A 20,256-nucleotide genomic window follows, 5' to 3' on the forward strand; every position below is an offset into this window, starting at 1 on the left:
AGAAGGGCGCGTTCAACCTGTCAAGGTCGGGCGCGCTCTTCGGCCTCAGTCGCGGTCCGCGGATGCACCGAGGTGGCTCAGCGCCAGCGCGGCGAGGGCGGCGGACTGCTCGCCGAGAACGCCGTCGTCGAAGATCGCGCGCGGCGAATGATTCATCTCGGCGGTTGCGGGGTCGGTGCCCTCCGGTGTCGCGCCGAGAAAGATGAACGCGCCGGGCACCTCGTTCAGCACGTACGAGAAGTCCTCCGATGCCATCGCCGGATGCTCCAGTTCTTCCACGCGCGCCGGGCCGAAGAGGTCGCCGAGAACGGTGAGGGCGTAGGTCGCCGCCGTCGGGTCGTTGACGGTCACCGGATATACGGAGCGGAACTCCGCCTCTCCGCGGCATCCGTGTGCGGCGGCGATGCCCTCGACGAGCACGGGGAGCTCGTCGGCGAGCACGTCCACACTTCGCGTCGAGAGGGTGCGGATCGTGACGCCGAGGCTCGCTTCGTCGGGGATGACGTTGACGACGTCACTGGCCCGCATCTTCGTCACCGAGAGCGTCACCGGGTCGAACGGGGAGAAGCGGCGCGTCGCGAACGCGTGCAGGGCCAGTACGATCTCCGCGGCGGCCGGTACCGGATCGACCGCCTGGTGCGGCCGTGATCCGTGGCCGCCTCGTCCGATCACGCGGACGGTGAGGGTGTTCGCGCCGGCCATCAAGGCGCCTCGTCGGGTGGAGAAGACGCCGCTCACGCCGGGCAGGACGTGAATGCCGTAGGCCGCAGTGACGCGCGTGCCTCCGGCCGTGAGCACGCCATCGTCGATCATGCGCCGCGCGCCGCCGCCGGCCTCTTCGCCCGGTTCGAACATGAAGACCACGGACCCGCGGATCTCGTCCCGTCTCGCGCTGAGCAGCCGTGCCGCTCCGACCAGCGCCGCCGTGTGGAGGTCGTGGCCGCACGCATGCATCGCTCCCGGGACCTCGGAGGCGAACGGGAGCCGGGTGCACTCGTCGATCCGGAGCGCATCCATGTCGGCGCGGAGCAGCACCGACGGGCCGGGAAGCGATCCGTGCAGCACGGCCACGATCGACGTGAAATCATCGGGCCCGGTGGTGATCTGCAGGCCGAGCCCGTCCAGGGCTGCAACGACGACAGCGCGGGTGCGGGGGAGTGCGAAGCCCGTTTCCGGCCGTCGGTGCAGGATGCGCCGGAGATCTCTGAGCTCCGGCATCAGCGCGGCGGCGTCGGCGCGAAGGCGGGTTTCGGGCATTCGATACTCCCTCATGACGGATCTGCGTCGACATTCGACCGATTAACATATATCAATATAATCAATAGGCGAAGGGCGCTGAACTCACGATCTATGTCTAATGTGAGAGGCACGCGGACCCTGGGTGGTGCGTCGTTGCAGGAATCGAAGGGGAGAACCATGGCGCCGATCACGAACGCCGCTGTCGCCGTTCAGGTTGCTCGGGCGCTGGAGGCGGAGATCACGGCCGAGGGCTGGAAGTCGGGGCACTTCATCGGGCGTCGGCAGGAATTGGCCGCCCGTTTCAGCGTCGCGCCGGCCACGCTCGGCGAAGCCATCCAGCTCCTGCGCTCACGGGGGATCGTCGACGCCAAGCCCGGCCCTGGTGGAGGGATCTTCGTCGCCGATCGTTCGCCGTTCACGCAGCTGAGCGACCAACTGCTGAGCCTGCGTGAGGGAACGGCGACAGTCACCAACTGCCTTCGGGTGCTCGATGCGCTCGATGGAACCGTGCTGCACGACGCGATCGAGTTCGCGAACGATGCGGATATCGCCGACGTCCGTCGTTCGGGGCAGCTCGTCGAATCGGTCTGGGGAACGCCCGAGGGTCCGGCCGCGATCTGGGCGCTGCATGCGCGAATCGCACGCATCACGCCGAACGAACTACTGCGCAGTCTGTACACGAACCTGGTCGACTACATCACCGTCGAGGAACTCGACGGGGCGACCGCGCCGAGCACCCCTGAGCGCCTGCAGACCCACCTCGATTTCGCCGCCGCCGTGGTCCGCCGCGACCATGTGCTGGCCGCGTCGGCTGTCGAGCGTCACCGCGGGTCCTCGATGGCGGCTGTCCTTTCCTGAGCCCGCGGCGGCCTCCGCTTCGGTGTTTCGGGTTGACAGGAGCGCCTTCGATGAATAATGATCATATTCATTATTAACAATAGCCTTCGCCCGAGGAGGAACCTCATGACGCTTGAATTCCGCAGTGTGGTCGACACGATGCTCGCGACCCCGAATCGACCTGGCAGAGACAATCCGCCCCCCATCCGTCTCTCCCAGAACGAGATGCCGTGGGAGCCCGCAGGTGTGATCGTCGAGGCGATGGAAAAGGCCGCTCGCTCCACGCATCGATACCCCGACTATCACCGGACCCAGGCGCGCGCGGCCATCGCCGCTTCGCTCGGCCTCGACGTCGGGCGGATCGCCATCGACAACGGTTCCGGCTCGTTGCTGCACGGTCTCGCGCGCCTCGTTTGCGAGCCCGGCGTGCACGGGGTCTACTGCTGGCCCTCTTTCGAGGCGTATCCGGCCGCGCTCGCGCTCGCCGGTGCCCAGAGCACCGCGGTCGATCTCGCCGAAGACGGAGCGATGGATCTGCCGCGAATGGCTGCGGCCATCACGTCGGAGACGCGGATCGTCTACCTGTGCAACCCGAACAATCCCACTGGCGGCCTGGTCGGAGTCGACGGCATCCGGGCCTTCCTGCGTGAGATTCCCTCGAACGTCCTGGTCGTTCTCGACGAGGCCTACCGCGAATTCGTGACCGACGAACCCGTGGACGCGACGATCGCTCTCCTCGACGAGTTCGCCAACCTCGTCATCCTTCGCACCCTCTCGAAGTCCCACGGCCTCGCCGGCGTGCGTGCCGGATACGCGGCGACGACGCCACGCACGGCAGAGGCGCTGCGGCGGACGTCCGTCGGTTTCGCCCTGAACAGCGTCGCAGAGGCCGCGGTGATCGCGGCTTTCAGCCCGGAGGGGCAGTCCGTCGCCGCGGGGCGGATCGCGACGATCGTCACAGAGCGCACCCGCATGGAAGAAGCGCTCCGCGCCGCCGGCGTCTCGTTCTTGCCGAGCCAGTCGAACTTCCTCTTCCTGCACGGCGACGCTCCCGCGATGCTCGCCCGATTCGAACAACACGGTGTGCTCGCCCGCCCGTTCCCGCATGCGGGAGGGGTCCGCGTCACTGTGGGGCTTCCCGCCGAGAACGACGCGGCACTGTCCGCCCTTCTCTGAGCATCCGACACAGCATCCGCCCGAGCATCCGACACTGTGTCGGATGCTCGGAGAAGGACTTCAGAGTCGGCACCGATGAAGCGTCAGCACTTCGGTTCGTACGCTGACAGACATCACGAACGATGCGGTTCGTACCCGAACGGCCCGCGTCGAACACCCAGACAGCTTGCGTGAAGGGATTGGCAGTGACTGCGACGGATTTCGAGCGCGATCGGCGGGCATCGCTGCGACGCTCCATCACGAGCCGCGGCCTCTGGGCCGTGTTCGTCGCCGTGCTGGCACTCGTGTTCATCTACCCCGTGTCGATGATCATCATCGGCACCTTCCGGGACGGTCTTCCCACGTCGGATGCGCCCTTCACCCTCCAGGGCTTCATCAACGCATTCGCCTCGGAGATGACCTGGGACACACTTCTGCACTCGACGATCCTGGTCGTCGTCTGCGGCACGATCGCCGTCGCCGGTGGAGCGATGTTCGCCTGGGTCGGTGCCAACACCAATGTCCCCGGGCGCAAGTGGCTGACGCCGCTCATGGTGATCAACCTCTTCATCCCACCGCTGTTCCACACCATGGGATGGCTGATGCTCGGGAACAAGCAGAACGGACTGCTCAATCAGCTCGGTCAGATGATCGGCCTCCCGGAAGGCTTCATCAATATCCAGTCCTGGCCGGGACTGATCATGCTGCTCTCGCTCGGCTACATGCCGTTCGCGTATCTGCTCATGCTCGGCGCCTTCAAGAACCGTGACCAGTCGCTCGACGAGGCGGCCGCGATCAGCGGCGCCAGCACACTGCGCACGTTCTTCACGATCACTCTGCCGTCGGTGGGGCCGGCGATCACGGGTGCTGCCCTGCTCATCGCGGTGCTGGTGTTCCAGGCGTTCGACAGCCCGCAGATGATCGGGCGTCAGGCCGGCATCTATGTGTTCTCCACGCAGATCTACCGCTACATCCGGGACTCGGTCCCCGCCGAATACACCCGCGCCTTCGCCCTCGCCCTCATCCTGATCGTCCTCGTCCTGATTCTCTTCCTGCTGCAGCGGGCGATGCTGCGCGGGCGGAGCTTCACCACGCTGACCGGGAAGACCTCGAGGCGCGAGCCGCAAGAGCTCGGCCCGGTCCGCTGGGTCTTCGCCGTGCTGATCGCGATCTTCATGCTCCTGAACCTGATCCTGCCGCTGATCGCGATGATCATCGGCAGCATGCAGAAGATCTACGGGGTGATGAGCCTCGGGCTGTCACTCGACAATTATGCGGCGATCCTGGCCGACCCCAAGCTCAGCGGGACGCTGGTGACGACAGCCCAACTGGCCATCCTCGGCGGGTTCGGGTCCATGGCGGTCGCGCTGCTGACGACGTACGTCGTCGCCCGCCGCGGCGGATTCCTCAAGTCGTACACATCGTTCGCCGTGTGGATTCCCTGGGCGCTCCCCGGACTCGTGCTCGCCCTGGCGTACATGTTCGCCATCCTGTACGTGCCGGCGTTCCGGCCGCTCTACGGAACTGCGACCCTGATGACGATCGTGCTCGTGGTGGCCACCATCCCGGTGTCCAGTCGCATCGCCGAGGGAGCGCTCGCTCAGCTCTCGCCCGAGCTGGAAGAAGCCGGCGCGATCTCCGGCGCGAATCGCCTGCGCGTGCTGGTCAGCATCGTGCTGAGGCTCGTGCTTCCGAGCTTCTTCGCCGGGTGGTTCCTCGCCGCCCTGTTCATCGTGGGGAACCTGGCCGTTCCGCTTCTGCTCGCACCACCCAAGGTCACACCAGTGGCGATGGCGGCTTACGAGCTGTTCCTCTCCGGCGAGATGAGTACCGGTGCCGCGCTGTTCATGATCATCCTGCTCGCGGCGACTGTCGTCGTCATCGTCGGTGCGGTCTGCCTGAAGGTCGTCTCGACACTTCAGGCCAGAGCGGGCCGCTCCCGTACCTCCCTCACCCACATAGCATCCTGACCCCCTTCGGCGCACAGGCCCCCTCCGTAACCCGACGAACACCTGCGCACCACTGCAATCCCACAATGACCAAGGAGAAGAATAATGAAGTTCAATTCCGCAATCCGCCTCGCGACCGCTGCCGTTGCGATCAGCGCGCTCGCCGCGCTCGCCGGCTGTTCTTCTGCCGCGCCGGAACCGAAGACCGACGGCGGCTCGAAGGGCATCGAGATCCCCGGAGCGACGCCGAAGGCGTCGGAGAAGCTCAACGAGCTGTACCAGGCCGCCGTTGACTCCGGCAGTACGGACATCGTCTTCTACGGTCCGTCGGCAAGCACCTCCGAAGCGCTCCTCGAGGTCTTCACCGAGCGTTTCCCCGGCCTCTCCGTGACCCTCAAGGACATGGCCGACGCGCAGATCCTCACGACGATGCAGACCGAGGCGGCGACTGGTCAGCGTGTCGGCGACCTCTGGTGGGGCGGCGACTCGATCCAGGCCGCCCGTGAAGCGGACATCTGCACGCCCGTCGACGTCGTCACCGGCCCGGAGGGCTGGGAGCCTCCGACGGCAGAGGAAGATCGCCTGATCTACTTCGCGTACCGGATGTTCGGCTTCGTCTACAACACCGACGAGGTCAGCGCCGATGAAGCGCCGAAGGGCTGGAACGACCTGCTCGATTCGGAGTGGAAGGGCAAGGTCGCGATGGGCGACCCGAACGCCGGTGCGCTGCGGCACATCTTCACCGGAATGCTGCGGCCCGATGGCCAGCAGGAGAAGTTCGGCGAGTCGTTCGTCGAGGACTTCGCTGCGCAGGACGTGCAGTACGTCGACCCGGAGCGCAACGTCGCCGCCGAGGTCGCCAGCGGGCGGTTCCCCGTCGGGGCAGGAGTCTTCTACGGCTACTACCTGCTGCAGAAGGAGAAGGGCGCGAACGTCGAGTTCGTCTTCCCGCTCGAAGGCGGAGGCAACTTCCTCAGCCGGTCCAGCATGTGCGTCGCGCAGGACGGCCCGGCGGCCGACGCGACAGAACTGTTCGTGAACTGGATCTTCACCGAAGAGGGCCAGCAGGCGATCGCGGAGAAGGACCTCTCCTACGGCAACACGCCGACGGCACCGGGGCCGGAGGGGATGGCCTCGCTCGACCAGATCGACAAGCTCCCGTTCGCCAACCCGGATGCCGCGTTCAACCAGCCCTTCTTCGACTTCATCGAGAAGACGTTCAAGAACCCGAACGCCCAGTAGCACACCCAGCGGGACGACACAGAGAGCAGATATCAGCATGACTGAGGTCCTGGTTTCCGGACTCACCAAGAAGTACGGCAATAAGCCGGCTCTGCACGGGCTCGATCTCACGATCGACTCGGGCGAGTTCGTCACCCTCCTCGGCCCCTCGGGCTGCGGGAAGACGACGACGCTGCGTTGCCTGGCCGGCTTGGAGCGTCCGACCACGGGCCGGATCACCATGGGTGACCGCATCGTCGTGGACACGGATCGGCGCACCTTCGTGCCGGCCGACAAGCGACAGGTCGGCATGGTGTTCCAGAGCTATGCGCTGTGGCCGCATCTGAGCGTGGCGGAGAACGTCGCGTATCCGCTCAAGGTAGCCAAGATCGGCAGCCAGGATCGGCAGAAGCGCGTGCGCGAGATGCTGGTCGCCGTCGGGCTCGCCGATTTCGAGAAACGCCCCGTCACCGCACTGTCGGGCGGTCAGCAGCAACGCGTCGCACTGGCGCGAGCGCTGGCCGCCCGGCCGGGCATCATCTTCTACGACGAGCCGCTCTCGAACCTCGACTCGAAGCTGCGCTACCAGATGGGTCAGCAGGTGCGTGCGCTGCACAACCAGTTCGAGACCACCTCGGTGTACGTCACGCACGATCAGGAGGAGGCGATCACGCTCTCCGACCGGATCATCGTGATGAGCGAGGGGGAGATCGTGCAGGACGGCGCCCCCGCCGAACTCTACGACCGACCGCAGTCGGCCTACGTCGCCGACTTCATGGGGTTCCAGAACATCCTCCCCGGCACGGTCGTCGCCGTGAACCGGGGAATCGCCGACATCCGGGTCGACGGCACCTCCCTGGTGATCGCCGGAACCGCGACGACGGACGTCGCTGTCGGCGAGCGCGCCGACGTCGCCTTCCGGGCCGCGCACGTGCGGACGGATGCCGTCACCTCGACGTCGGGCGCGGGCCGATTCTCCGGCACCGTCGAGCGCACGACCTACCTCGGCAGCGCCGTGAACCTGCTCGTCCGCGCTGATGGACTGCCTCTTCGCGTGCGGGTCGAGACATCCGACTTGAGCATCGACGACGTGCCGAAGGCGGGCGATGAGCTCGAACTCGCCGTCAACCCTGCCCGCGCTGTCGTGATCACTCGGCAGGAATCCGAAGACGCCTACCTCACCATCCAGACGAACGCGATCGTCTCTCCGCGCTGACGCGGCCCCGACTTCAGAGAGGAAGAATGACAAATGAGTGATCTCCCCACCCCCCGATCCGACGCACCGCGCGTCCGCGAGCTCGCCGAGATCGGCGGACGCTCCGACACCCGAGATGTCCTCGCCCATGCGACGAAGCAGGCGAGGGACGACTACGACGACTACTTCATCGTCGACATCGATGCCCACGTCTCCGAGGACCACTTCTGGGGTGAGGTGCTCGACCTCATCGACAACGACGTCTGGCGCCAGATCGGCATGGACCAGTTCGGCAAGTTCGCCGGCAACAACGCCCTGCTGAACATCCAGCCGGGGATGTCGCACCAGAGCGTCGGCGGGCGTATCGGGCACCAGGGTCGCAAGGAGCCGATCGAAGGCGAAGAGGGGCATCCCTTCGTGACCGCCGCCCGCCGGGGGATGGATGCGATGGGGCTCGACTTCCAGGTCGTGTTCCCCAGTGCGATGCTCCTCCTCGGAATGCACCCGCAGGACGAAGTCGAGGTCGTGCTCGGCCGGGCCTTCAACCGCTGGTTGACCGAGGTGATCCTGCCGCCGAATCCTCGCCTCAAGGGCATGCTGTACCTCCCGTACAACACCCCCGAGGTCTGCGAGGAACTCGTCGAGAAGTACGCGGACAACGACGGCATCATCGGATACACGGTGTGCTCCACGCGCAACAACCCCGTGCACTCCGATGTGTACACCCGCCTCTACAAGCTCATCGAAGACAGCGGCAAGCCGCTCGCGTTCCACTCGGGATACCACTGGGGCGACCCTTCGTTCGCACAGCTGAACCGCTTCCTATCGATGCACGCGCTCTCGTTCACGCACTACAACCAGATTCACGTGACGAACTGGATCATCAACGCGATGCCCGAGCGCTTCCCGAAGATCAAGATGGTGTGGGTCGAGAGCGGGCTGGCCTGGATCCCGTTCCTCATGCAGCGTCTCGATCACGAGGTGCTCATGCGACCGAGCGAGGCGCCGGGTCTGAAGCGACTGCCGAGCGAGTACATGAAGGAGATGTGGTACACGACGCAGCCGATGGAGCGGACCAACATGGAGCTGCTCGAGGCGACCATGAAGTCGTTCAACGCCGAGACGCAGTTGCTGTACTCCTCGGACTGGCCGCACTGGGATTGGGACGCGCCGTCGACGATCACGCGGCTTCCGTTCCTCTCCGAGCAGGCAAAACGGAACATCCTCGGATTGAACGCCGCGCGGGTGTTCAATCTCCCCACCGACCGACAGAAGCCTCCAGCGGAGCAGGTGCTCCAGGACCGACCAGGGATCTCGTGACATGACTACTGACAGCACCACCACCACGTCCGCCATCGAAGAACTCGGTGTCCTCATCGCCCGCCTGGGAGAGGTCACCGCGCAGATCGCCGAGGAGAAACTGGGCGCCGAGGTCTCCGACGAGCAGATCGCCGACGTGCTCTACGCCGCTGCGCGGTTGTTCTCGGCGAAGACCGATCGTGTCGGCAAGATCTCCTGGCCGATCCGCGCGGATGCCCTCAACGCCACCGAGACCGTGGTCCTCGTGACCGCGTTGCTCGACGCCGCCGATGTCAACCTCTTCGACATGGCGATCTGGTACCGGAGGGCCGAATGAGCGCCCGGGTCGTTCGCCGTGACGTCGTCGTCGCTCGACTCGACGACCTGAAGGAGCGCGAGCGCATCGTCGTCGATGTGGACGGCACCGAGCTCGGACTCTACTTCTACGCCGATCAGGTGCGCGCCTGGTACAACGTCTGCCCGCATCAGGGCGGCCCCGTCTGCCAGGGCAAGATCATGCCGCGCACCGTCCAGCTCGTCCGCGAGGACCTCAAGAGCGGGGGTCCGGGCTTTCACCCGACCGACCGCAACATCGTCTGCCCGTGGCACGGCTTCGAGTTCGACGTGCTCACCGGCAAGCATCCGGCGGATGCGAGTGTCGGCCTGCGTCCGATCCCGGTACGGGTCGACGGCAACGAGGTCGTGGTCACGCTCTGAGGTGGCGACGTGGTCATCGGAGGGGCGGATGCGAACAGCATCCGCCCCTTCGTCGTTCCCGTTCCGATTCAGGCGCTGCCTCACGGATGTCACAGGCGCGGGGTTCTAGGCTTGTCCTGTGAGCGAGATCATCGTACGGCCGGCGCGGAGCGCGGATATCGTCGCGATCAGGAACCTGCTGCAACCGCTCGTCGAGCAGCGCATCCTTCTGGGCAAGGATCTCGCGATCCTCTACGGTGCGGTGCAGGAATTCGTCGTCGCGGAAGCGGATGGTGTGCTGATCGGATGCGGCGCGCTGCACGTCATCTGGGAGGACCTCGGTGAGGTGCGCACGCTTCTCGTCCGCGATGACTGGCTGCACCACGGAGTCGGGCGCTCCATCGTCGATCGCCTCGAGGAGAACGCGAAAGCCCTCGGGCTGTCGCGGCTGTTCTGCCTGACCTTCGAGGTCGAGTTCTTCAGTCGGCGCGGCTTCGCCCCGATCGGCGAACAGGTCGTCGATCCCGACGTGTACTCCCAGCTGCTGCGCAGCGGTGACGCCGGCGTCGAGGAGTTCCTCGACCTGGCGCATGTGAAGCCGAACACGCTCGGCAACACGCGGATGCTGAAACAGCTGAACTAGCCTGGACGCATGACCCGTTCGTCTGCCGCCGTCTATCGCCGACGGCGTCTTGTGGTGGTCGGCGCGCTGATCGTCCTCCTCGCGGCGATCGGGGTCGGAGTCTGGCTTTTCATCGCCCAGCCGTGGGCCGGAGCTGAGCCGGGAGCAGACCCCACGCCGTCATCGACGACGAGTTCTTCACCGACGACGGCGCCCACCGCCGGAGAAACCCCGACGCCGGAGTCGACGACCGATGGGACCCCCGCGATCGTCGCCTGCAAGGCGACGGACATCAAAGTCACTGCCGTCGCCGATGCGGACGTCTACCCCGCAGGTGTCCTGCCCCAGCTGTCGATCTCGCTGACCAACAACGGGAAGACCGATTGCACGCTCGATGTCGGGTCGACCATGCAGGTGTTCACGGTCTCCAGCGGCGACGATGTCTGGTGGCGTTCCACGGACTGCCAGGAGAACCCGAGCAGCATGATCGCGACGCTGGTCGCGGGAACGACGGTCACCAGCAAGGAGCCGGTCACCTGGGACCGCACCCGATCCAGCGTCGAGACATGCGCGGACGAGAATCGTCCGCGAGCGCCAGGCGGCGGTTCGTCGTATCACGTCGCCGTGTCGATCGGCGGCTTCGAAAGCCAGGGAACACAGCAGATCCTGCTCGAGTGAGATCGCTCTGATCGAGGCGTGGTGCGGGGGCGCGGTGCCCCAAAGACCGTCACCTTTGGGATACCATGGGGTGACTCTCGGGTATTCGCGGCGTAAGCCATCCCCAGTGGCGTCGGCTACAGCGTCCCCAGCGCTTCGACATCCGCCGCGCGAGAGCTCCGGGCCCTCTCGAGTACCCCAGTCCCCACTGGAGAACTCGAGAGGGCCCTCTTCGTTTTAGGCTGGACTCATGGCAGCGAAGAAGGCGAAGGCCTCCAAGAAACCCGCCCCCGAGGAGTTCCGCTCCGACGCGCTGGCGCAGGCGCTGGAGAAGCAGGACATCGCCGCGGTCGCATTGGCACTCCGCCACGGCACGACCGTCGTCCCGCTGATCAAGCCGGGAGCGCGCGACAACCCGCGCGACAGCGGCGAGGTCTGGACCTATCGCAACCCGGACAGCGGCGACCTCGCCCTGCTGCTCTTCAGCGACGCGAAGAACAAGCCGGCGAACCTGCCGCCCGGCGTCGGGATCTACGACGCCGACTGGCTGCGGAAGTTCCTCGCCGCGCATCCCATCACGACGGTCTTCCTCGACATCGCGGGTCCACATCCGATGCAGGCCTCCCCGGACGAGCTGCTGAAGGCCCTCGACGACTGAATCGAAGCCGACCGGCCGGCCTCGGTCACGGACCGGAACCTCAGAACGGCGGGATCTCGCCGTCGGGCCGACGGTTGGTGTTCCGCGCCCGCACATCGTTGAGTGCAGCCCGGAGCGTCTTGGAGCGGTCGTCGACGACCTGCTCGTACCCGAGCCGCGCTGCTTCGGAACGCCGCTGTGCCGCCTGCGTGACCGGGCGGATCTCACCGGCCAGGCTCAGCTCGCCGACCGCGGCCACCGTGCGCGGCACGGAGTTCAGCTGCACGGATCCGGCCACGGCGATCGCGATGGCGAGATCGGCGGCCGGCTCGGTGAATCGCACGCCGCCCACTGTCGACACGTAGACGTCGAGCATGCTGGTCTTGATGCTGGCCCGCTTCTCGAGGATCGCGAGCACCATCGCGACCCGTGAGGCGTCGAGACCGTGCACCACCCGGCGCGGATTGGGCGCGGACGACGGGATCGTCAGGGCCTGAACCTCGACCGGCAGCGCCCGCTTGCCCTCCAACGCGATCGCGACGCAGGTGCCCGGTTCGGTCGCGCCCTGCGAGAGGAACAACCCGGACGGATCGGGGACCTCGGCGATGCCGCCGCCGGTCATTTCGAAGCATCCGACCTCATCGGTGGGACCGAAGCGGTTCTTCAACGCGCGGATGAAGCGCAGCGATGTCTGGCGATCGCCCTCGAAGTGGCACACGACGTCGACGAGATGCTCGAGCACTCGCGGGCCAGCCACCTGGCCGTCTTTCGTGACGTGGCCGACGATGATGATCGGCAGACTGCGTTCCTTCGCGACCCGGATGAGCGTGGCGGCGACCTCTCGCACCTGACTGGGCTGCCCTGCCGCGCCATCGGTCAGTGAAGACGACACGGTCTGCACGGAGTCGACGATCACGAGCTGCGGTCGCACCTCGTCGATGTGGCCGAGGATCGTGGCGAGGTCGGTCTCGCTCGCGAGATACAGCTCATCGTGCAGCGCGCCGGTGCGTTCGGCGCGCAGTCGCACCTGAGCGGGTGACTCCTCGGCGCTCGCGTAGAGCACGCGGCGGCCCGCACGGGCCGACTGCGCCGCCACTTCGAGCAGCAGCGTCGACTTGCCGACGCCCGGCTCGCCGCTGAGCAGGATCGCGGCTCCCGGAACGATGCCGCCACCGAGCACGCGGTCGAACTCGCCGACGCCGCTCGTGCGCCGCGGTGCGTCTTCCGTGGTGATCTGCGTGATCGGCCGAGCGGCGCGATCGGCGTGCGGGGCGAGCGGTGTCATCCGACGGAGGAAGCCCGTCGGAGCGGCCTGTTCGGACACGGTGCCCCACTGCTGGCACTCGCCGCAGCGACCCACCCACTTCGCCGTCGTCCACCCGCATTCCGTGCAGACGAAAGCAGGGGGAGCGGGTTTGCGGGTGGCCATGCAATCAGGCTATCGGGCGCATCCGACATGCCTATCGGCAAGAGGGACTTTCGGCCCACGTCGGCCGTCGCGGCCCGACAGAATGGAAGCAGGAGAGAAGGAGTCGCGCATGGAATGGCTTGATCCGCTGGTCCTTTCACGATGGCAGTTCGGGCTGACCACCGTCTACCACTACCTCTTCGTGCCCCTGACGATCGGCATGGTCGTGGTGGCCGCGATCTTCCAGACCGCCTGGGTGCGCACCGGCAAGGTCGAGTACCTGCACCTCACCCGTTTCTTCGGGAAGATCTTCCTCATCAACTTCGCGATGGGCGTGGTCACCGGCATCGTGCAGGAGTTCCAGTTCGGCATGAACTGGTCGGACTACTCCCGCTTCGTCGGAGACGTGTTCGGCGCCCCGCTGGCCTTTGAGGGGCTCCTGGCGTTCTTCTTCGAAGCGACCTTCATCGGCCTGTGGATCTTCGGCTGGGACAAGCTGCCGCAGAAGCTGCACCTCGCGACGATCTGGTGCGTCGCGATCGGCAGCATCCTCTCCGCATACTTCATCATCGCCGCGAATGCGTTCATGCAGAATCCAGTCGGTTACGAGTACAACGCCACGACGAACCGTGCCGAACTCGTCGACATCGGTGCCCTCCTCACCAACCCGGTCGCGCTCGCCGCCTTCCCGCACACCATCTTCGGGGCGTTCATGTTCGCCGCCGGCGTCGTGATCTCGGTGTCCGCCTGGCACCTCTCCCGCGGGCAGCACTACGACACCATGCGCATCTCGCTGAAGTTCGGGCTGTGGGCGATGATCATCTCCACCGCCGGGGTCGCGCTCACCGGCGACCAGCTCGGCCTCGCCATGTACGAGACGCAGCCCATGAAGATGGCCGCAGCGGAAGCGACGTTCAACACGGTCTGCGGGCCGGATGCCGCGTTCAGCCTGTTCACGCTCGGCACTCCCGACGGCAAGACCGAGCTGTTCAGCATCCGCGTTCCGTACCTGCTGTCGCTGCTGTCGACGCACACCCTCGACGGATGCGTGCACGGCATCAACGACCTCAACGCCGAATACGCCGAGCGCTTCGCCGACACCGGGATCACCGACTTCGCGCCGGTGCTCTGGGTCACCTACTGGGGCTTCCGCTGGATGATCGGCCTCGGCATGGCGGCCGCGCTCGTCGCCGTCGTCGGGCTCTGGATCACCCGCCGCAGCGCCAAGCGCCAGCCGGCCCCGTGGATGTGGAAGCTCGCGATCTGGTCGTTCCCGCTCGCTCTCGGCGCCAACATCATGGGCTGGGTCTTCACCGAGATGGGCAGGCAGCCCTGGATCGTCTTCAGCCTGATGACGACACAGGACGGCGTCTCGCCGGGCGTGAGCGGACTCGAGGTGCTCATCTCCTTGGTCGCTTTCACCGCGATCTACGCAGCTCTCGCCGTCGTCGAGATCCGCCTCATCGTGAGGGCCGCGCAGAAAGGCCCTGACACCACCGAGCAACCTCATGACGAGACGGCCCAGCTGCCGTCGGTCGTGTACTGAGAGGAATGTTCATGGACCTCGCAACCCTCTGGTTCTGGATCGTCGCCTTCCTCTTCGTCGGGTACTTCGTGCTCGACGGGTTCGACTTCGGCGTCGGGATGTCTCTGCCGTTCCTCGGCAAGGACGACGTGTCGCGCCGGCAGGTCATCAACACCATCGGGCCGATCTGGGATCTCAACGAGACGTGGGTGATCGTCGCCGGCGCCTGCCTGTTCGCCTCGTTCCCGGAGTGGTACGCCACGTTGTTCAGCGGCTTCTACCTGCCGCTGCTTCTCATCCTGCTCGCTCTGATCCTGCGCGGCGTCTCCTTCGAGTACCGGCACCAGCGCGAGGACGCCGCATGGAAGGCTCGCTTCGACCGGATGATCGTCATTGGCTCGGCCGTGCCGGCGTTCCTCTGGGGAGTGGCGTTCGGCAACATCGTGCAGGGCGTCCCGCTGGACGCCGATCACGTCTACGTCGGCGGATTCTTCGGCCTCCTGAACCCGTACGCCCTGCTGGTCGGCGTCACGACCCTGCTGCTGTTCTTCCTGCACGGGGTGTGCTTCGTGGCGCTGAAGACCGACGGTCGGGTGCATGAAGATGCGCGGAGGCTGGTCGCTCGGGCGGCCGTTCCGACGATCCTCGCGGCGGCTGCGACCGTCGTCTGGACGATCGTGCTGGCCGCCCAGCGCGAGGCGCCGTTGCTGTGGATGGTGATCGCTGCCGGTGCCGTGGCCGCGGTTTTCCTGGTGAGCCTGGTGGTGCTCTCTCTTCGCCGGCTGGACGGCTGGGCGTTCTTCGCCGGCGTCGTCACCGTGCTGTCTGCGGTCGTGATGCTGTTCGCCGCGCTCTTCCCGTACGTGATGCCGTCGACGATCGACCCGGCCGTCAACAGCCTCACCATCGCGAACGCCTCGAGCACGCCGTACACGCTGCAGATCATGAGTTGGACGGCGCTGGTCGCCCTGCCTCTGGTGCTCGCGTATCAAGCCTGGACGTACTGGATCTTCCGCAAGCGCGTCACCCGCCGCTCCATCGAGGCGGCTCCGGCGCACGCGTGAGGTCCTCGTCGCGGTGCGGTCGCACGTCGTGCGGGTGCGAAGCTGAGATGAGGACACGAAGTGCGACCGGAAGGGTGAGGGGCTGCGCATGAAACCCGTCGATCCGCGGTTGCTTCGATACGCGGCGGCGGCACGCGGGTTCGTCGCGGCATCCGCACTGATCGCGGTGGTGCAGACCGGGGTCGTGATCGCGTTCGCCTGGCTGCTGACGGATGCCGTCACAGGCGTCCTCGCGGGACGCGATGTCACCGCATCCCTCATCTGGTTGCTGCTCACGGCCATTCTGCGCGGGGCGCTGATCGCCCTCTCGGATGCCGCAGGCACGCGCGCCGCCGCGCGGACCGGTGCCCAGCTGCGCGCCGCCCTGATCCGGGCGATCGGCCGGCTCGGGCCGGGCTGGCTCGCGCAGCGGAATCAGGCCGGTCTCGCCGTGACCGCCGGGCACGGGCTGGACGCACTCGACGCCTACTTCGCGCGGTACATCCCGCAGCTCGTGCTGACCGTCATTGCAACGCCGGTGCTGCTCGCGGTGATGTGGTGGCAGGACTGGCCGAGCGGACTCGCCGCGGCGATCACGCTGCCGCTCATCCCGCTCTTCCTCATCCTCATCGGGATGGCCACCCGCACGGTGCAGCGTCGGCAGTGGCAGACGCTGCAGCGGCTCGCCGTGCGTTTCGCCGATACCGTGCAGGGGCTCGCGACCTTGCGTCTGTTCGGTCGGGAGCAGCGAGCGGCGGAGCGGATCGAGACCACGGCAGACGAGTACCGGCGCGAGACGATGACGGTGCTGCGGTTCTCATTCCTCTCCGGCTTCGCGATGGAGCTGCTGTCCTCGCTGGCCGTCGCGCTCATCGCCGTGTCGGTCGGTTTCCGGCTGCTGTCCGGTGAGCTCTCGCTCGAGGTCGGGCTGTTCGTGCTGCTGCTCGCACCGGAGGCCTTCCTGCCGATCCGGCAGGTCGGAGTGCAGTTCCACGCCGCGGCCGAGGGCGTCGCGGCGACCGAGGAGATCTTCGAGGTGCTCGATGCCGCGGGGGCGCGCGCCGATCGTGTCCACAACTCCGGAGATCTTGTGCCGGAGACGGCCGAGGCGCGTGTTCTTGGAGAGAATCGGCCCGGATCTCCGGAGTTGTGGACGCGCGGAACAGACCTCGTCGTCTCCGAGCTCGCGGTCCGTGACCTCCCGCCGGTCTCGTTCGCGGCCGAGCCGGGAACGATCACTCTCATCGAAGGTCCGAGCGGTTCCGGCAAGTCGAGCCTCCTCGCTGCCTTGCGTGGCGCGGCGGACTTCGACGGCGCGGCCACGTTTGGCGGGAGCGATCTGCGCGACCTCGCGCCCGCCGACTGGCTGGCCTGGGCCGGGCAGGCGCCGGGGCTCATCCGCGGCACGATCGCCGAGAATGTCGCACTCGGAGATCCGTCAGCGGATGCCGAGGGCATCCGCGCGGCCCTCGACGACGCCTGCGCCGAGGATCTCGACCCTGCGGCCGAGCTCGGTGTGCAGGGCAGCGGCCTGTCGGGCGGACAGGGGCAACGGGTCGCGGTGGCCCGCGCGTTCTACCGGCACGCGGCGGAGCCGAGGAGAGTTCTCGCGCTCGACGAGCCGTCCAGTGCTCTGGATGCCGACACCGAGGCACGACTCTGGTCGTCGCTGCGGAGGAGGGCGGATGCGGGTGCCACGATCCTGCTCGTCTCGCACCGCCGCTCAGCGCGGACGATCGCCGATCAGGTCATCGCCTTGGGGGTGAGCGTGTGAGCATCCGATCCGACGCGAGGCGTGCTCCTTCCGCCCGCGCGACGGCCAGAGAAAGGGCAGTGCTCCGCGGCGCGCAGCCGCCGCTCGGCCGATTCCTTCCCGGTCTCCTCTGGGGCGTGCTGTCGGCCGGAGCTGCAGTGAGCCTGCTCGCGGTGAGCGGGTGGCTGATCGTCAGCGCCTCGATCGTGGATTCGCTCGTGCCGCTTTCGATCGCGGTCGTCGGGGTGCGCTTCTTCGCGGTCTCGAGGGCTGTGACCCGCTACCTCGAGCGGCTCAGCGGGCACGATGCCGCGTTGCGCCAGTTGGCGGTCACCCGCGCCGACATGGTGCGCCGGCTGATCCCGCTTTCTCCCGCAGGGCTCGGTCGCACCGATCGTGGCCGGGTGCTGTCGGCTCTCGTCGACGATGTCGAGAATCTGCAGAACCTGCCGTTACGGGTGCTGCAGCCGTTGGCGGTGGCCGCCGTGGTCGCCATCTGCGCGGTCGGTTTCATCGCCTTCGTATCTCCGCCGGCCGCCCTGACTCTCGCCGCGTGCCTCATCGTCGCCGCCGGCGCGGCCATCGGTCTCGGCTGGATACTCGGATCACGTGCCGAGACGCGGGTCTCGTTGCGCAGGGCCGAGCTGTCGGCGGCTCTGGTGGACTATTTCGGCAGTCTGGACGTGCTGATCGCGTACGGGGCCGAGTTCGCTGCGCGGGAACGTGTGCAGGACGCCGACGCCGCACTTCGCGCCTCGGTGACACGGGCGTCCCTCGCTCAGGCGGTCGCCGCCGGCGTCGTGTCGACGATGGCGGGAGCTGCCTCGGTCTGGGCGCTCGCCGCGGCATCTCCTGGGTTGTCCACCGGAGTGATCGACGGCCCGTGGCTTGCCGTGGCCGTGCTGGTACCGATGGTGGTGTTCGAGATCTTCGGTGCAGCACCGGTGGCGGCGGCCTCGTGGCGCAGCGTCCGAGCGAGCGCTCGGCGCGTGGTCGACGTGCTGCCGGAGCGAATGCCCGATGAGCTGCGCGGCGACGAGGGCGTCGATGCCGGTGGGGTCGAGGGGAGTATCCGGTTGCGGAACGTGCACGCGACGTGGCCGGGCGGGGCGGAAGGGCTGCGCGGCGTCGATCTCGATCTGCAGCCGGGGGAGCGGGTGCTGGTCTCGGGCCCCAGCGGTGCCGGGAAGAGCACCCTCGCCGCGGCGCTGGTCGGGTTCCTCCGGGTGGAGGGCGAGTATTCCGTCGGCGGCATGGATGCGGCAACGCTCTCCGGGCCTTCGCTGCGCGCGGTCGTGGGACTGTGCGAGCAGAGCCCGCAGTTGTTCGACGAGGACATCCGGCAGAACCTCCTCTTCGCGCGCGACACCGCCACCGACGACGAGCTGCTGGCCGTGCTCGACCGGGTCGGGCTCGCCGACTGGGTGCGCGACCGCGGCGGGCTCGACGCGCGTGTCGGCGACCGCGGGGCGCTGGTGTCCGGAGGTCAGGCGCAGCGCATCGCTCTCGCCCGAGTGTTGCTGCGCGGGTTCCCCGTGCTGGTGCTCGATGAGCCGACGGCGGGCGTCGACCCGGCGGCATCCGACGCGCTGCTGCGCGATCTGCTGGAAGCGGTCGGCGAGCAGTCCGTCCTGCTGATCTCGCATGTCGCCCCGCCCGCGGGCACGGTGGATCGCGTCGTGCGCATCGAAGCGGGGCGCACGATCTGATCGCCCGGCCTCGACGAGTGGGTGCATCCCTCCACATGCCCCCGTAGCGTGGGGGCATGAGACGGACAGATGAAGCAGATCTGCTGATGAACGCCTCGCCGGAGCGGGTCTTCCGCGCACTCACTGATCCGGAAGCACTCGTGAAGTGGCTGCCTCCGGAAGGCATGACCGCGCGCTTCGAGCGTTTCGACGCGCGGCCAGGCGGTGACTACCGGATGGTGCTGACCTATGTGGATGCCACGGGTGCTCCGGGGAAGAGCAGCGCTGATCAGGATGTCGTCGAGGGCAGGTTCGTCGAGCTGATGCCCGGCGTCCGGGCGGTTCAGGAGATCGAGTTCGAAGCCGAGGATCCGTCGTTCGCCGGTGTCATGCGGATGACCTGGGAAGTCGCGGCGCGAGAGGCAGGCGCCCACGTCATCTTCCGTGCCGAGGACGTTCCACCCGGGATCTCCGCGGAAGACCACATCGAAGGCATGACGTCTTCGCTGCGGAATCTCGCCGCTCTCGTCGAGGCCTGAGTCAGGCCAGCGAGACCGGCGGTTCCATCACGATGCCCTGGGCTTCGAAGGCGCGGCGGCGCTCTTCGATGCGGCGGTGCAGTTCGACCTGGGCGTCTTCGATCGTCTGCGGGTCGAGATCGACGGTGGGCGGATGCGGGTCGCCGTGGTTCGCCGCGATGTAGGTGTCGAGCTCGGGCCCGGACGTCCACGAGGTGATCAGTGCGTAGCGGGGAGCGGTGCCGCGGTGCCACACCGCATGCCAGAAGCGCTGGGTGTCGACGATGATCCGCGAACCAGCGGGGAGCGCGAACCGCACCTCGGTGGCGGGGTCGAAGCGATCTGCACGAAGGATGAGCATCGAGTCGGAGTCGTCGGTGAGATTGAAGAATCCGCGCACCACCCAGCCGGTGCCGTCGTCGTTGAGCCGGTTGTTGTCGTCCTGGTGCAGGTTGTAGATCGCGTCGGCGTAGTCGTTGGGCTGCAGTTCGATCACGCGGCAGCGGCCGACGTTGGCGCCCGGCTCCTGCGCGCGCTGCACCAGGATCGGTGCCTTGTCGGCCTGACCCGCGACCCACACGCCGTCCTTGTCGGTGCGGGGCGGGGTGTGGTTCCAGAAGCCGTTGCAGTCGACGTCACCGGCGTAGCTGGTGAGCGGCGCGAAGCGGGTGATGCCGGAGGAGCGCCAGCCGATGTATTCCAGGTCGAGCCACTCGGCGGGATCGGCGGCCTGATCGTGGTCGTCGAGGACGACGTAGCCCGTCTCGGCCAGTGCTTCGGATGTGATGAAGCTCATGTTGCGCCTCCCGGCTGT

Annotated in this window: 19 protein-coding genes; 16 read left to right on the top strand and 3 right to left on the bottom strand. The window is 67.1% G+C overall.

The genetic code is table 11. The features are described from left to right. Positions 1 to 45: 45 nt before the first annotated feature. On the bottom strand, positions 46 to 1,257 hold the full coding sequence (locus LTA6_RS09190; RefSeq protein ID WP_407357717.1) for a M20 family metallopeptidase: 1,212 nt from the start codon (positions 1,255 to 1,257) through the stop codon (positions 46 to 48). Between the two features lie 159 nt (positions 1,258 to 1,416). Here LTA6_RS09190 and LTA6_RS09195 point away from each other — a divergent pair, with 159 nt between their 5' ends. The 11 genes from LTA6_RS09195 (at position 1,417) to LTA6_RS09245 (ending at position 11,528) form a co-directional block, all read left to right on the top strand. Continuing rightward, entirely contained in the window at positions 1,417 to 2,097 is a 681-nt protein-coding gene (locus LTA6_RS09195; protein ID WP_341977696.1) for an FCD domain-containing protein, read from the top strand. A 105-nt stretch (positions 2,098 to 2,202) separates the two neighbouring features. Next, positions 2,203 to 3,252: a pyridoxal phosphate-dependent aminotransferase gene (locus LTA6_RS09200; protein WP_407357718.1), complete on the top strand. Its 1,050-nt coding sequence runs from the start codon at positions 2,203 to 2,205 to the stop codon at positions 3,250 to 3,252. Between the two features lie 185 nt (positions 3,253 to 3,437). Further along, positions 3,438 to 5,201: an iron ABC transporter permease gene (locus LTA6_RS09205; protein WP_341977700.1), complete on the top strand. Its 1,764-nt coding sequence runs from the start codon at positions 3,438 to 3,440 to the stop codon at positions 5,199 to 5,201. Between the two features lie 84 nt (positions 5,202 to 5,285). Then, complete coding sequence (locus LTA6_RS09210) at positions 5,286 to 6,422, top strand: extracellular solute-binding protein (protein ID WP_341977702.1); 1,137 nt, start codon at positions 5,286 to 5,288, stop codon at positions 6,420 to 6,422. A gap of 37 nt (positions 6,423 to 6,459) precedes the next feature. Beyond that, positions 6,460 to 7,617 (top strand): ABC transporter ATP-binding protein, encoded by a 1,158-nt coding sequence (locus tag LTA6_RS09215; protein WP_341977703.1) that lies wholly within the window; start codon positions 6,460 to 6,462, stop codon positions 7,615 to 7,617. A gap of 33 nt (positions 7,618 to 7,650) precedes the next feature. Beyond that, on the top strand, positions 7,651 to 8,916 hold the full coding sequence (locus LTA6_RS09220) for an amidohydrolase family protein (protein WP_407357719.1): 1,266 nt from the start codon (positions 7,651 to 7,653) through the stop codon (positions 8,914 to 8,916). Between the two features lies 1 nt (position 8,917). Further along, positions 8,918 to 9,232: a hypothetical protein gene (locus LTA6_RS09225; protein ID WP_341977707.1), complete on the top strand. Its 315-nt coding sequence runs from the start codon at positions 8,918 to 8,920 to the stop codon at positions 9,230 to 9,232. Beyond that, entirely contained in the window at positions 9,229 to 9,612 is a 384-nt protein-coding gene (locus tag LTA6_RS09230; protein ID WP_341977709.1) for a Rieske 2Fe-2S domain-containing protein, read from the top strand. Before LTA6_RS09225 ends, LTA6_RS09230 begins: the two co-directional genes overlap by 4 nt. A 118-nt stretch (positions 9,613 to 9,730) precedes the next feature. Continuing rightward, positions 9,731 to 10,234 carry an amino-acid N-acetyltransferase gene (locus LTA6_RS09235; protein WP_341977711.1) on the top strand — a complete coding sequence of 168 codons (504 nt, stop codon included), beginning with the start codon at positions 9,731 to 9,733 and terminating at the stop codon, positions 10,232 to 10,234. A gap of 9 nt (positions 10,235 to 10,243) precedes the next feature. Beyond that, complete coding sequence (locus LTA6_RS09240; protein WP_407357720.1) at positions 10,244 to 10,891, top strand: hypothetical protein; 648 nt, start codon at positions 10,244 to 10,246, stop codon at positions 10,889 to 10,891. A 229-nt stretch (positions 10,892 to 11,120) separates the two neighbouring features. Then, on the top strand, positions 11,121 to 11,528 hold the full coding sequence (locus LTA6_RS09245) for a dehydrogenase (protein WP_407357721.1): 408 nt from the start codon (positions 11,121 to 11,123) through the stop codon (positions 11,526 to 11,528). A gap of 40 nt (positions 11,529 to 11,568) precedes the next feature. Here the strand turns inward: LTA6_RS09245 and radA are convergent, their stop codons facing one another. After that, entirely contained in the window at positions 11,569 to 12,936 is a 1,368-nt protein-coding gene (gene radA / locus LTA6_RS09250) for a DNA repair protein RadA (protein WP_407357722.1), read from the bottom strand. Positions 12,937 to 13,045: 109 nt separating this feature from the next. On the opposite strand from radA, the gene LTA6_RS09255 reads away from it, so the two are divergent. The 5 genes from LTA6_RS09255 (at position 13,046) to LTA6_RS09275 (ending at position 19,463) form a co-directional block, all read left to right on the top strand. Then, positions 13,046 to 14,461 carry a cytochrome ubiquinol oxidase subunit I gene (locus tag LTA6_RS09255; protein ID WP_341977719.1) on the top strand — a complete coding sequence of 472 codons (1,416 nt, stop codon included), beginning with the start codon at positions 13,046 to 13,048 and terminating at the stop codon, positions 14,459 to 14,461. 11 nt (positions 14,462 to 14,472) lie between these two features. After that, entirely contained in the window at positions 14,473 to 15,504 is a 1,032-nt protein-coding gene (gene cydB, locus LTA6_RS09260) for a cytochrome d ubiquinol oxidase subunit II (protein WP_407357723.1), read from the top strand. An 88-nt stretch (positions 15,505 to 15,592) separates the two neighbouring features. Beyond that, complete coding sequence (gene cydD / locus LTA6_RS09265; RefSeq protein WP_407357724.1) at positions 15,593 to 17,257, top strand: thiol reductant ABC exporter subunit CydD; 1,665 nt, start codon at positions 15,593 to 15,595, stop codon at positions 17,255 to 17,257. 2 nt (positions 17,258 to 17,259) lie between these two features. Next, on the top strand, positions 17,260 to 18,945 hold the full coding sequence (cydC, locus tag LTA6_RS09270; RefSeq protein WP_407359264.1) for a thiol reductant ABC exporter subunit CydC: 1,686 nt from the start codon (positions 17,260 to 17,262) through the stop codon (positions 18,943 to 18,945). A gap of 56 nt (positions 18,946 to 19,001) precedes the next feature. Next, complete coding sequence (locus LTA6_RS09275) at positions 19,002 to 19,463, top strand: SRPBCC family protein (protein WP_341977725.1); 462 nt, start codon at positions 19,002 to 19,004, stop codon at positions 19,461 to 19,463. Position 19,464: 1 nt separating this feature from the next. Here LTA6_RS09275 and LTA6_RS09280 read toward each other — a convergent pair whose 3' ends face one another. Beyond that, the gene (locus LTA6_RS09280) at positions 19,465 to 20,238 is read right to left on the bottom strand and encodes a hypothetical protein (RefSeq protein ID WP_341977727.1); all 774 of its coding nucleotides are present in this window, start codon (positions 20,236 to 20,238) and stop codon (positions 19,465 to 19,467) included. Between the last annotated feature and the right edge of the window lie 18 nt (positions 20,239 to 20,256).

The organism is Microbacterium sp. LTA6 (assembly GCF_045690355.1).
Taxonomy (GTDB): Bacteria; Actinomycetota; Actinomycetes; order Actinomycetales; family Microbacteriaceae; genus Microbacterium.

What these genes read in the sequence shown, in the direction of transcription:
- LTA6_RS09190 (WP_407357717.1), bottom strand. Translation starts at nt 1,257, where the DNA reads ATGCCCGAAACCCGCCTTCGCGCCGACGCCGCCGCGCTGATGCCGGAG.
- LTA6_RS09195 (WP_341977696.1), top strand. Translation starts at nt 1,417, where the DNA reads ATGGCGCCGATCACGAACGCCGCTGTCGCCGTTCAGGTTGCTCGGGCG.
- LTA6_RS09200 (WP_407357718.1), top strand. Translation starts at nt 2,203, where the DNA reads ATGACGCTTGAATTCCGCAGTGTGGTCGACACGATGCTCGCGACCCCG.
- LTA6_RS09210 (WP_341977702.1), top strand. Translation starts at nt 5,286, where the DNA reads ATGAAGTTCAATTCCGCAATCCGCCTCGCGACCGCTGCCGTTGCGATC.
- LTA6_RS09215 (WP_341977703.1), top strand. Translation starts at nt 6,460, where the DNA reads ATGACTGAGGTCCTGGTTTCCGGACTCACCAAGAAGTACGGCAATAAG.
- LTA6_RS09220 (WP_407357719.1), top strand. Translation starts at nt 7,651, where the DNA reads ATGAGTGATCTCCCCACCCCCCGATCCGACGCACCGCGCGTCCGCGAG.
- LTA6_RS09225 (WP_341977707.1), top strand. Translation starts at nt 8,918, where the DNA reads ATGACTACTGACAGCACCACCACCACGTCCGCCATCGAAGAACTCGGT.
- LTA6_RS09230 (WP_341977709.1), top strand. Translation starts at nt 9,229, where the DNA reads ATGAGCGCCCGGGTCGTTCGCCGTGACGTCGTCGTCGCTCGACTCGAC.
- LTA6_RS09240 (WP_407357720.1), top strand. Translation starts at nt 10,244, where the DNA reads ATGACCCGTTCGTCTGCCGCCGTCTATCGCCGACGGCGTCTTGTGGTG.
- LTA6_RS09245 (WP_407357721.1), top strand. Translation starts at nt 11,121, where the DNA reads ATGGCAGCGAAGAAGGCGAAGGCCTCCAAGAAACCCGCCCCCGAGGAG.
- radA (WP_407357722.1), bottom strand. Translation starts at nt 12,936, where the DNA reads ATGGCCACCCGCAAACCCGCTCCCCCTGCTTTCGTCTGCACGGAATGC.
- LTA6_RS09255 (WP_341977719.1), top strand. Translation starts at nt 13,046, where the DNA reads ATGGAATGGCTTGATCCGCTGGTCCTTTCACGATGGCAGTTCGGGCTG.
- cydB (WP_407357723.1), top strand. Translation starts at nt 14,473, where the DNA reads ATGGACCTCGCAACCCTCTGGTTCTGGATCGTCGCCTTCCTCTTCGTC.
- cydD (WP_407357724.1), top strand. Translation starts at nt 15,593, where the DNA reads ATGAAACCCGTCGATCCGCGGTTGCTTCGATACGCGGCGGCGGCACGC.
- LTA6_RS09275 (WP_341977725.1), top strand. Translation starts at nt 19,002, where the DNA reads ATGAGACGGACAGATGAAGCAGATCTGCTGATGAACGCCTCGCCGGAG.
- LTA6_RS09280 (WP_341977727.1), bottom strand. Translation starts at nt 20,238, where the DNA reads ATGAGCTTCATCACATCCGAAGCACTGGCCGAGACGGGCTACGTCGTC.